The organism is Achromobacter sp. GD03932, assembly GCF_029839485.1.
GTDB lineage: Bacteria > Pseudomonadota > Gammaproteobacteria > Burkholderiales > Burkholderiaceae_B > Achromobacter > Achromobacter bronchisepticus_A.
Map to the genome: position 1 here is coordinate 1 of NZ_JAOCAT010000062.1, position 11,354 is coordinate 11,354.

At 67.2% G+C, this 11,354-nt stretch carries 10 protein-coding genes; 2 read left to right on the forward strand and 8 right to left on the reverse strand.

Annotation, left to right across the window (positions count from 1 at the left end):
* The coding region (locus tag N5C88_RS31165; RefSeq protein WP_280016915.1) for a 2-oxo acid dehydrogenase subunit E2 at positions 1 to 790 on the forward strand (790 nt) is incomplete at its 5' end.
* An 8-nt stretch (positions 791 to 798) separates the two neighbouring features.
* The gene (gene lpdA / locus N5C88_RS31170; RefSeq protein ID WP_280016916.1) at positions 799 to 2,196 is read left to right on the forward strand and encodes a dihydrolipoyl dehydrogenase; all 1,398 of its coding nucleotides are present in this window, start codon (positions 799 to 801) and stop codon (positions 2,194 to 2,196) included.
* A gap of 25 nt (positions 2,197 to 2,221) precedes the next feature.
* Here the strand turns inward: lpdA and N5C88_RS31175 are convergent, their stop codons facing one another.
* The 8 genes from N5C88_RS31175 to N5C88_RS31210 form a co-directional block, all read right to left on the reverse strand.
* The gene (locus tag N5C88_RS31175) at positions 2,222 to 3,103 is read right to left on the reverse strand and encodes a LysR family transcriptional regulator (RefSeq protein ID WP_059379131.1); all 882 of its coding nucleotides are present in this window, start codon (positions 3,101 to 3,103) and stop codon (positions 2,222 to 2,224) included.
* Between the two features lie 119 nt (positions 3,104 to 3,222).
* The gene (locus N5C88_RS31180; protein ID WP_042796274.1) at positions 3,223 to 3,630 is read right to left on the reverse strand and encodes a RidA family protein; all 408 of its coding nucleotides are present in this window, start codon (positions 3,628 to 3,630) and stop codon (positions 3,223 to 3,225) included.
* Positions 3,631 to 3,672: 42 nt separating this feature from the next.
* Positions 3,673 to 4,098, reverse strand: coding sequence for a thioesterase family protein (locus tag N5C88_RS31185; protein WP_013391343.1), 426 nt, complete (start codon positions 4,096 to 4,098; stop codon positions 3,673 to 3,675).
* A gap of 20 nt (positions 4,099 to 4,118) precedes the next feature.
* Complete coding sequence (locus N5C88_RS31190) at positions 4,119 to 5,759, reverse strand: AMP-binding protein (RefSeq protein WP_280016918.1); 1,641 nt, start codon at positions 5,757 to 5,759, stop codon at positions 4,119 to 4,121.
* Positions 5,760 to 5,821: 62 nt separating this feature from the next.
* Positions 5,822 to 6,991: an acyl-CoA dehydrogenase family protein gene (locus N5C88_RS31195; RefSeq protein WP_118935199.1), complete on the reverse strand. Its 1,170-nt coding sequence runs from the start codon at positions 6,989 to 6,991 to the stop codon at positions 5,822 to 5,824.
* A gap of 2 nt (positions 6,992 to 6,993) precedes the next feature.
* The gene (locus tag N5C88_RS31200) at positions 6,994 to 7,851 is read right to left on the reverse strand and encodes an enoyl-CoA hydratase family protein (RefSeq protein WP_042796271.1); all 858 of its coding nucleotides are present in this window, start codon (positions 7,849 to 7,851) and stop codon (positions 6,994 to 6,996) included.
* A gap of 41 nt (positions 7,852 to 7,892) precedes the next feature.
* Positions 7,893 to 8,684: an SDR family NAD(P)-dependent oxidoreductase gene (locus tag N5C88_RS31205; RefSeq protein WP_280016920.1), complete on the reverse strand. Its 792-nt coding sequence runs from the start codon at positions 8,682 to 8,684 to the stop codon at positions 7,893 to 7,895.
* On the reverse strand, positions 8,681 to 11,032 hold the full coding sequence (locus N5C88_RS31210) for a bifunctional salicylyl-CoA 5-hydroxylase/oxidoreductase (protein ID WP_280016921.1): 2,352 nt from the start codon (positions 11,030 to 11,032) through the stop codon (positions 8,681 to 8,683). Before N5C88_RS31210 ends, N5C88_RS31205 begins: the two co-directional genes overlap by 4 nt.
* Positions 11,033 to 11,354: the final 322 nt, after the last annotated feature.

Sequence of the window (11,354 nt, forward strand, 5' to 3'; positions counted from 1 at the left end):
GCTGGGCGTGACCGGCACCGGTCCGCACGGCCGCATCGTGCGCCGCGACGTGGAAGCGGCGCGCGACCGCGCCCCGGCCGCGGCGCCCGCAGCGCTGGCCGGCCGTCCCGCCGCGCGCCGCGTGCCGCATACCGGCATGCGCCGCGCCATCGCCCGCCGTCTCACCGAGAGCAAGCAGAACGTGCCGCACTTCTACCTGACGGTGGATTGCCGGATGGACGCGCTGCTGGCGCTGCGCGCCCAGGCCAACCAGGGCGGCGCGGTGAAACTGTCGGTCAATGACTTCATCGTGCGCGCGGCCGCGCTGGCCCTGCGCGAAGTGCCGGAGGTCAATGCCAGCTGGCACGAGGACGCGGTCGAATACCATGCCGGCGCCGACATCTCGGTGGCGGTGGCGACCGACGGCGGCCTGGTCACGCCCATCGTGCGCGATGCCGACGTGAAATCCTTGTCCGCCATTGCAGGCGAAATCGTCGAGCTGGCCGGACGCGCCAAGATCAACCGGCTCAAGCCCGAGGAATTCACCGGCGGCTCGCTGACCGTCAGCAACCTGGGCATGTACGGCATCAGCCAGTTCGCCGCCATCATCAATCCGCCGCAGGCCGCCATCTTGGCGGTGGGCGCGGCAGAAAAGCGTCCGGTGGTGGACAGCGACGGCCAATTGGCCGCCGCCACCGTCATGACCGTTACCTTGTCCGCGGACCACCGCGTGGTGGACGGCGCGGTGGGCGCGCGCTGGCTGGCCGCCTTCCGCACGCTGATCGAAAACCCCGTGCGCATCCTGCTGTGAGCCCCGCCATGACCAAGACTACGTTTGATCTCGTCGTGGTGGGCGGCGGCCCCGGCGGCTATGTCGCGGCCATCCGTGCGGCCCAGCTGGGCATGTCGGTCGCGCTGGTGGAACGCGCCGAACTCGGCGGCATCTGCCTGAACTGGGGCTGCATCCCCACCAAGGCGCTGTTGCAAAGCGCCACCGTGCTGCGCGCCTGCCGCGAGGCGGCGCACTACGGAGTCGCGGGCGCGGGCGAAGCGCGTCCGGACCTGGCCGCCATGGTGGCGCGTTCACGCAAGGTGGCAGGCCGCCTGGGCCAGGGCGTGGCGCACCTGATGAAGAAGAACGGCGTGACCGTGTTCGCCGCCAGCGCCAAGCTGGCGGGCGGCGGCCGCCTGGCGCTGGACAACGGCAGCACGCTGTCGGCCAAGCACATCATCCTGGCCACGGGCGCGCGCGCCCGCGAGCTGCCGGCGCTGCCCCTGGGCGAACGCGTCTGGGCCTACCGCCAGGCGCTGGTCCCGGCCGAGATTCCGAAGTCGCTGCTGGTGGTGGGCGCGGGCGCCATTGGCGCGGAGTTCGCCAGCTTCTACCGCGCCGTGGGCGCGGAAGTCACGCTGATCGACATGACTGCGGAAATCCTGCCGCAGGAAGACGCCGAGATCTCGGCGCTGGCGCGCAAGGTCTTCGAAAAGCAAGGCATCCGGGTACTGACGCACTGCGCCGTGGCCTCGTCCTCGCTGACCGCGAGCGGCGTGAAGGTGACGCTGGACCAGCAAGGCAAGCGCAGCGAGTTGGAAGTGGACCGCGTCATCGTCGCCGCCGGCATCGTCGGCAACGTCGAGAACCTGGGCCTGGAGCAGACCCGCGTCAAGGTGGAGAAGACCCACATCGTCACCGACGGCCTGTGCCGCACGGGCGAGCCCGGCGTCTATGCCATCGGCGACGTGGCGGGCGCGCCGTGGCTTGCTCACAAGGCCAGCCACGAAGCCGTGCTGTGCGTGGAAGCCATCGCCGGCAGGCCCGCGCATCCCATCGATCCGTTGCGCATCCCGGCCTGCACCTACTCGTACCCGCAGGTCGCCAGCATCGGCATGAGCGAAGCCCGCGCCCGCGAACACGCCGCCAAGACCGGCGGCGACATCCGCGTGGGCAAGTTCACCTTCGCCGGCAACGGCAAGGCGATCGCCATGGGCGAGGACCAGGGACTGGTGAAGACGGTGTTCGACGCCAAGAGCGGCGAGCTGCTGGGTGCGCACATCATCCACCCCGAAGCGTCCGAGCTGATCACGGGCTACGGCGTGGCGGCCTCGCTGGAAGCCACGGAAGAAGACCTGATGCACACCGTGTTCGCGCACCCGACCCTGTCGGAAACGCTGCACGAATCGGTGCTGTCGGCCTTTGGCCGCGCCTTGCACGCCTAGACGCCATGCCAAGCGCGGCGCGGGTTCAGATCCGCGCCGCGAAGAAATCCAGGAAGCAGGCGATGCGCCGCGAGAGCTGCGTGTTGCGGTGATACACCGCGTGCATGGGCTGCAGATAGTCCGTGTGCGCGGCTTCCATCAGCTTCACCAGCCGGCCGGCCTTGACGTCCTCGCGCACCACGAAGTCAGACAGGCAGGCGATGCCCACGCCGCGCACCGCCAGTTGCCGCTGCGTCTCGCCGCTGGACGTCGCCAGCGTCGGCACCGCCAGATAGCTGGACCCGCCCGCGTGGCGCAAGGGCCAGACGTTCAGGCTCTCAGGCTGGGTGAAACCCAGCACTTCATGCGCCGCCAGGTCCTCCACCGTCTGCGGCGCGCCGCGCCGGGCCACGTAGTCCGGGCTGGCCATCACCCAGCGCGGCGACGGCCGCAGCGTGCGCGCATGCAGGGTGGAATCCGTCAGCGGCCCCATGCGCAGCGCCACGTCGGTGCGGTGTTCCATGAGGTCCACGATGCGGTCGTTGCTGGTGAGTTCGAGCGTGATCGCCGGATACTCGTGCCGGAACTCCGCCACCAGCGGCACCACGCAATGCAGCATGACGGGCACCGACGCATCCACCCGCAAGCGGCCCGCCGGGCGCTGATGCACCATGCGCATGCAATCCTCGGCTTCGTCCAGCGACGCGACGATGTGCCGGGCCTTGGGCAGGAAATGCTTGCCCTCCTCGGTCAGTTCCATGCGCCGGGTGGTGCGGTTGATCAGGATGACGCCGAGCTCTTCCTCAAGCCGCGACAGGCCGCGGCTGACGCCCGACGCAGTATGGCCCAGAAGCTCGGCGGCGGCGCTGAGGGATCCGGCGTCCACCACGCCCAGGAACAGGCGTACCGCGTCAGAGTTCAGGGACATGAGGCAGGCTCCTTGGTTGATGGATCGATTGTATCGAGCCCCAGCGCTCAAGAAGCCTGCAAAAAAAACGCCGAAGGCCAGGCGATAGCCGGCCCTCGGCGCTCAGGAGCAACCGGCGATTACTGCGCCGGCACCACGGCAGTAACCTCAATCTCCACCTTGGCGCGGTCCTCGACCAGGTCCGCCACCTCCACGGCCGTCATCGCCGGGAAATGCCGGCCGATGTACTCACGATAGTGCTTGCCGATGGCGGGATAAGCCGCCACATACTCGTTCTTGTCCGTCACGTACCACGTCATCCGGACGATATGCTCAGGCTTGGCGCCGCCCTCGGCCAGAATCGCGACGATGTTCGCCAGCGTCTGGCGCACCTGCTCCGCCAGATCGTCGGTCTCGAACTGCTGCTGGCCATTCCACCCCACCTGCCCGCCCACAAATACGAGCTTGCTGCCCACCTGCATCTCGGTGAGCACGCCATTCGAATAGCCCCGGGGCGCCATCCAATCCGGCGGTTGCAGAATTTTCATAACGTCATCCTATATTTAAGAAAAGCAAACGATCCCCGCCGCTTACGCTGCGGGAACCAGATAAGCCTGCATGCGTTCCCGCAGATCCGCAGGCAGCGGCATGGACTTCATCGTCCGCAAATCCACCGTTACGATCGTCAGCGTCGCCGACAAGCGCAACTGGCCATCCGGCCCCTCGAAGCGCACCAGCGCCTTGAACGACGCGCCGCCGATGCGCTGTACTTCCAGCACCTGGCGCAGACGCTCGTGCCAGCGGCTGGGCGCGCTGAAATCGCACTGCACCGACGCCATCGGCGTGCCGATGTGCCGCTCCACGTGCAGCGCATGAAACGGCAACCCCATGCCCTTGTCGAACCATTCCTCGACAAAGTCATTGATCATCTCGAAGTAGCGAGGGTAGAAAACGATGCCCGCCGGATCGCAATGACGGAAGCGGACTTCGACCTGGCTGATGAAAGGGGCTGCCATGGAATTTCCTTGTTGCCGGTTCAGGCCATCTTGCGCAGCGCGAAACGCTGCAGCTTGCCGGTTTCGGTGCGCGGCAGCGCGTCGACAAACTCGATGGCACGGGGATACTTGTAGGGCGCGATATTGGCCTTCACGAACTGCTGCAGCGCCGCGACTAGCTCACTGCCGGCTTCATAGCCCGGCTTGAGCACCACGAAGGCCTTGACCACCTGGCCGCGCTCGTCGTCCGCCGCGCCCACCACGCCGCACTCCGCCACTGCCTCGTGACGCAGCAGCGCGTCCTCGACCTCGGGTCCGGCAATGTTGTAGCCCGCCGAAACAATCATGTCGTCATTGCGCGCCTGATAGAAGAAATAGCCGTCGTCATCCTGCAGGAACGTATCGCCCGGCAGGTTCCAACCGTTCTGCACGAAGCGCCGCTGGCGTTCGTCCGCCAGATAGCGGCAGCCGGTAGGCCCCTTGATCGCCAACCGGCCCACCGTGCCGTTGGGCACGGGATTCATATCGTCATCGACGATCTGCGCCACATAACCCGGCACCACGCGGCCGATGGCGCCGGCCTTGACCGACTCCGGCGGGCTGGACACGAACACGTGGATCATTTCCGTGCCGCCGATGCCGTCGATCATCTCGATGCCGCTGGCTTTTTTCCAGAGCTGGCGCGTCGCATCCGGCAGCGCCTCGCCCGCCGACACGCTCTTCTTCAGCGACGACAGATCGAACTTGCCCACCAATGCCGCCATCTGGCGGTAGAACGTGGGCGCCGTGAACACGATGGTGGCGCGGAAATCCTGGATCAGCTGCAGCAGGCTTTCCGGCGACAGCTTCTCGGCCAGCACCGTGCTCGCGCCCACGCGCAGCGGGAAGCACAGCAGGCCGCCCAGGCCGAAGGTAAATGCCAGCGGCGGCGTGCCGCAGAAAATGTCGTCCGGACCCGGCTTGATGACGTGCTTGGGGAACAGGTCGCACATCGCCAGGACGTCGCGATGGAAGTGCATGCAGCCCTTGGGCGCGCCGGTGGTGCCGCTGGTGAAGGCGATCAGGCACACGTCGTCGGCCGCGGTATCGCAGGCCTTGAAATCATCCGGCTTGGCCGCTGCCAGCGCATCCAGCGCGTCGGGCGCCTTGTCGTTGAAGTACATGACCTTGGTCAGGCCAGGACAATAATGCTCATGGCTGGGCTGGGTGCAGAACTCCGCCTCGTCTTTCAGGCGGGCATCGCACAGCACGGCCTGGATCTGCGCCTTGTCGATGATCTGCTTGAGTTCCTTGGCGCGCAACAGCGGCATCGTCGGCACCGTCACCAGCCCGGCCTTGATCGCCGCCAGCCACGAGGCCGCCATCATGGGATTGTTCGGCCCGCGCAGCAGCAGGCGGTTGCCCGGCACCAGGCCCATATCTTCGGCCAACACCCGGGCGATACGGTTGGTCAGCGCGGCCAGTTCGCGGTAGGTCATCGTGGCGTGCTTGCCGTCCTGGCTCCAGCGCAGCGCGACGCGCTCGCCGTGACCGCGCTCGACCATGGCGTCCACCAGTTCGACCGCGCAGTTCAAACGTTTCGGATAGGCCACGTCGGGGCCGTCGAGCAGGAACTCTGGCCATTGTTCGCCCGGGGGCAGATTGTCCCGGGCGAAAGTGTCGATGTGGGCGGATGCTTCCATGGAATTCCCCTTGCTATTGCGGTGTAGTTGCTGTGCCGGGACGACGGAGCTCGATGGCTGCCTTACGCCTTCAGCAGTTCACGGGCAATGATCAACTTCTGCACTTCTGTCGCGCCTTCGTAGATCCGCAGCGCGCGTATTTCCCTGTAAAGCTTCTCCACCGGCATCCCCGACACCACGCCCGCGCCGCCGAACATCTGCAGCGCGCGGTCGATCACGGTCTGCGCCGATTCCGTGGCGGTCATCTTGGCCATGGCCGCTTCGCGCGTGGTGCGCTGCTTCAGCACGTCGCGCATCCAGGCCGCGCGGTATGTCAGGAGCGCCGAGGCGTCGATGGCGGTCGCCATGTCGCCCAGCGCGGCCTGCGTCAGCTGCAGGTCCGACAGCGTCTGGCCGAACATGCGGCGCGACTTGGAACGCGCCAGCCCTTCGTCCAGCGCGCGGCGCGCGAAACCCAGCGCGGCGGCCGCGACCGAGGCGCGGAAGATGTCCAGCGTCATCATGGCCAGCTTGAAGCCCTGGCCCGCGTCACCCAGCCGGTGCGACGCCGGAATGCGGCAGTTGTCGAACGTGATGGTCGCCAGCGGGTGCGGAGCGATCAGGTCGATGCGTTCGCTGACCTCGAAGCCCGGCGTATCGGCATCCACCACGAAGGCGCTGATGCCGCGCGCGCCGGGGGCTTCGCCCGTGCGCGCGAACACGCAATAGAAGTCCGCGATGCCGCCGTTGGAAATCCAGGTCTTGGCGCCGTTCAACACATAATGGTCACCGTCCAGCGTGGCCTCGCAGGCCAGCGCGGCCACGTCCGAGCCGGCGTCGGGCTCCGACAGCGCAAAGGCGGCGATGGCTTCGCCGCGCGCCACGCGCGGCAGATAGCGCTGGCGCAGTTCGTCCGAGCCCATCAGCGAAATGGCGCCGCTGCCCAGGCCCTGCATGGCAAAGGCGAAATCGGCCAGCCCTTCATGGCGCGCCAGGGTTTCGCGCAGGATGCACACCGCGCGGGAATCCACTTCCGGCAGCGCGCCGCCCCAGGCGCCGCCGGGGCCGCCCGCGACCGCGTAGCGCAGCCAGCCGGCCTCGCCCATGGCGCGCACCAGCTTCTTGCAGGCCGCGTCGGCGTCATGGTGATCCACGTCCCCCAGGGACGCTTCACACCAGGCGTCGACCTCGTGCGCCAGCTTGCGGTGCGCATCGTCGAAAAACGGCCAATCCAGCCAGCTTGCGTCGCGCATGCTCAGTCCCCTTGGAACACCGGTTTTTGCTTGGCCACGAAGGCCTCGTAGGCGCGGCGGAAATCGCGCGTCTGCATGCAGATGGCCTGGGCCTCGGCTTCGGCCTCGATGGCCTCGTCCACGCCCATGTTCCATTCCTGGTGCAGCAGCTTCTTGGTCACGCCGTGGGCGAAGGTCGGACCCGCCGCCAGCTGCGCGGCCAGCGTCTGCGCGGCGTCGGCCAGCGCGCCGGGTTCATGCAGGGCATTGAAGAAGCCCCAGCTGGCGCCTTCTTCCGCCGTCATGGCGCGGCCCGTGTAGAGCAGTTCGGACGCGCGGCCCTGGCCGATCATGCGCGGCAGCAAGGTGCATGCGCCCATGTCGGCGCCGGCCAGGCCGACTCGCGTGAACAGGAAGGCGGTGCGCGCGGCGGGCGTGCCCAGGCGCATGTCCGAGGCCAGCGCCACCATGGCGCCGGCGCCGGCGCAGATGCCGTCGACCGCCGCCACGATGGGCTGCGGGCAAGCGCGCATGGCCTTGACCAGATCGCCCGTCATGCGGGTGAAGTCCAGCAGCTCGGGCATGCTCATCTTGGTCAGCGGACCGATGATCTCGTGCACGTCGCCGCCCGAGCAGAAGTTGCCGCCCGCGCCTGTCACCACCACGACCTTGATGTCGGTGGCGTACACCAGCGCGCGGAACAGGTCGCGCAACTCGGCGTAGGAATCGAACGTCAGCGGGTTCTTGCGCTCGGGGCGATTCAGCGTCACCGTGCCGATCTTGCCGTCGGCCGACACCTGCCACAGGAACGTCTTGGCCTGGTAGCCGGCGAACGGACGCTTGTGGTGTTTCATGGTGTGCTCTTCGGGCTGGGTGCTCATGGTGTCTCCGTTCGTGAATTGGGGTGGATGGGGCGCCGGCTTCAGCCGGTCATCACTTCGCCGCCGTCTACGGCGATGGCCTGGCCGTTGACCGAGGCCGAAGCCGGCAAGGCCAGCCAGGCGACCGTCTCGGCCACTTCCTCGGGCTGCACCAGGCGGCCCTGGGGGTTGCGCTCGGCCAGCTTGGCGCGCGCGGCGTCCGGCGTCATGCCGGTCTTGTCGACGATGTTCGACACCGCGCCGCGCACGATATCGGTTTCCGTGTAGCCGGGGCATACGGCGTTGACCGTGACGCCCTTCTGCGCCGTTTCCAGCGCCAGCGAACGGGTCAGGCCGATCACGCCGTGCTTGGCCGCGCAATAGGCGCTGACATAGCCGTAGCCGATCAGGCCGGCCGTGCTGGCCACGTTGATTACGCGGCCCCATTTTTCCTGCAGCATGCCGGGCAAGGCCGCCTGGATGCAGTGGAAGGTCCCGGTCAGATTGACGTCCAGCATCGACTGCCACAGCGCCGCGTCGGTGCGGTCAAAGCGCTGGCTGACGGCCTGGCCGGCGTTGTTCACCAGCACCAGTACCGGACCGAACTCGGCCTCGGCCTGGGCGAAGGCCGCCCGCACCGAGGCTTCGTTGGCGATGTCGGCGCTGACGGCCTGCACCTGGCCCAGGCTGGCCAGGCTGTCGGCCGCGGCGTCCAGCGCGGCGCCGTCGCGGCCCAGCAGCGTGACGCGCGCGCCGCGCTGCAAGAGCGCCCAGGCGCAGGCCAGCCCGATGCCGCGGGCGCCGCCCGTCACCAGGGCGTGGCGTCCGGCCAGCGGGAGCGGAGTTGCGTTCATTTGATATCCAGTTGCGCCATCGCGGCGGCGCGTTCGAAGTTGGTTTCCAGTTGGCGCTTGCCGGCGAAGTACTGGCTCGGCCACGAAACATCACGGTAGCCCACTCGCGCGGCTTCGCGTAGCGTCCAGGAGGCGTCAGCCAAATGGGGACGCGCCAGCGCGCAAAGGTCGGCGCGGCCCGAGGCGATGATGCCGTTGGCGTGGTCGGCCTCGAAGATGGCGCCCACCGCGATGGTCGGGATGCCGGCCTCGTTGCGCACGCGGTCCGCGAACGGGGTCTGGAACATGCGGCCGTAGACCGGCTTTTCTTCCTTGCTGACCTGGCCGGACGAGCAATCGATCATGTCGGCGCCGGCAGCCTTGAAGTGGCGCGCGATCTCCACCGCGTCATCGGCCGTGATGCCGCCTTCGACCCAGTCGCTGGCGGAAATCCGCACCGACATGGGCTTGTTCTCGGGCCATACCGCGCGCACGGCATGGAACACCTCCAGCGGGAAGCGCAGGCGGTTCTCCAGGCTACCGCCGTATTCGTCGGTGCGATGGTTCGTGAGCGGCGAAATGAAGCTCGACAGCAGGTAGCCGTGCGCGCAGTGCAGCTCCAGCCAGTCGAAGCCGGCCTGCTCGGCGCGGCGGGCGGCGGCCACGAAGTTGTCGCGCACGTCGTCCATGTCGGCGCGCGTCATGGCGCGCGGCGTCTGCGACACGCCTTCGATGTAAGGCAGGGCCGACGCCGACAAGAGCGGCCAGTTGCCTTCGGCCAGAGGATGATCGATCTTCTGCCAGCCCAGCTGCGTGGAACCCTTGCGACCGGCGTGGCCCAGCTGCAGGCCGATGCGGGCATCGCTGTTGCCATGCACGAAGCTGACAATGCGGGCAAACGCGTCGCGCTGCTCGTCATTCCAGAGGCCCGGGCAGCCCGGGGTGATGCGGCCGTCCGGCGACACGCAGGTCATCTCGACCATGACGAGGCCCGCGCCGCCCATGGCGCGCGCGCCCAGGTGCACCAGGTGGAAGTCGCCCGGCACGCCATCGGTGCAGGAATACATGGCCATCGGCGACACCAGAATGCGGTTCTTCAGCCGCACGCCGCGCGCCTGATAGGGCGTCAGCATGGGGATCGCGGGCCGCTGGCCAGGCGCGGCGGCGGCGCCGGCGCGTTCCGCGATCCAGCGCTCGAAGCCTTCCAGCCAAGCGGGGTCGCGCAGGCGCAGGTTTTCGTGCGAGATCCGCTGCGAACGGGTCAACAGCGAATAGGCGAACTGTTCAGGCTCCAGGTCGGCATAGCGCTCGACGTTCTCGAACCATTCGGTGGAGTTGCGGGCGGCGTTCTGGATCTTCAGCACTTCGACGCTGCGCACTTCCTCGTAGTGCTTCAGACCGGCTTCGACGCTGCCTTCGGCGCCGCTCAGGCAGCGCGCCAGCTCGATCGCGTCTTCCAAGGCCAGCTTGGTGCCGGAGCCGATCGAGAAGTGGGCGGTGTGGGCGGCGTCGCCCATCAGCACCACGGGCACGCGGCGCTCGCCGCGGGCGGTATCCAGCTTGTTCCAGTGCACCCAGGTATTGCAGATGACGCGCGGGAAGCGGATCCAGATGGCCGAGCCGCGCAGGTGCGTGGCGTTGCTGATCAGCGGATTGCCGTCCAGCCAGGGCGCGAACAGCTTTTCGCAGTAGGCGATGCCCTCTTCCTGGCTCATCTGCTCGATACCGGCGGCCTGCCAGGTTTCCTCGGGCGTTTCCACGATGAAGGTGGACATGCCGTCTTCGTAGCGGTAGGCGTGCGCCTGGAACCAGCCGTGCTCGGTCTGGACAAAGGCGAAGGTGAAGGCGTCGAACACCTTCTTGGTGCCCAGCCACACGAAGCGGCAGCGGCGCTGGTCGATGTCCGGATGGAAAGTGTCGGCGTAGCGGGTCCGGACCTGGCTGTTGATGCCGTCCGAGGCGATGACCAGGTCGGCGTCGTATTCGCGGGCGATGGCCTGGTCGTCCTGGATGAACTGTTCGAACACCAGTTTCACGCCCACGTCCTCGCAGCGCGCCTGCAGGATGTTCAGCAGCTTCTTGCGGCCGATGCCGATGAAGCCGTGGCCGCCGCTGCGAATGCTGCGGCCCTTGAAGTTGATGTCGATGTCGTCCCAGTGGTTGAAGGCGTCGCCGATGGTCTGGGCGGAAACGGGGTCGGCTTCACGCAGGTTCTGCATGGTGGCGTCGGAGAACACCACGCCCCAGCCGAAGGTGTCGTAAGGGCGGTTGCGCTCGATCACGGTGACTTCGTTGGCGGGGTCTTGCAGCTTCATGAGCAGACCGAAATACAGGCCGGCGGGCCCCCCGCCGATGCAGACTATTTTCATTGCCGTAGCGCTCCGTGGTAAGCGACATCCGCTCTGAATTCCTGGAGCTGGCGGCCGCAGATATTTAAACCTGGATAGTTTAGGCTTGAAATATATACCTGAAGATCCCGAGGCGCAAATGGGGAAAGTATCTAGATACTTTGAGCCCCTAAATAGGGACGCGCTTGCCGCCTCCGCTACGGCATTCGCGCCAGCGAACACAATAGAAATGAAAGAAATCACGTATGTCATTATTGGCCGCCCGCGCGGCCAATAATGACGGGCACCAAAAGCCCCGCCCCCGACCACGGATGCAGCAGCGCCACAAGTCAAGACTCAAGTA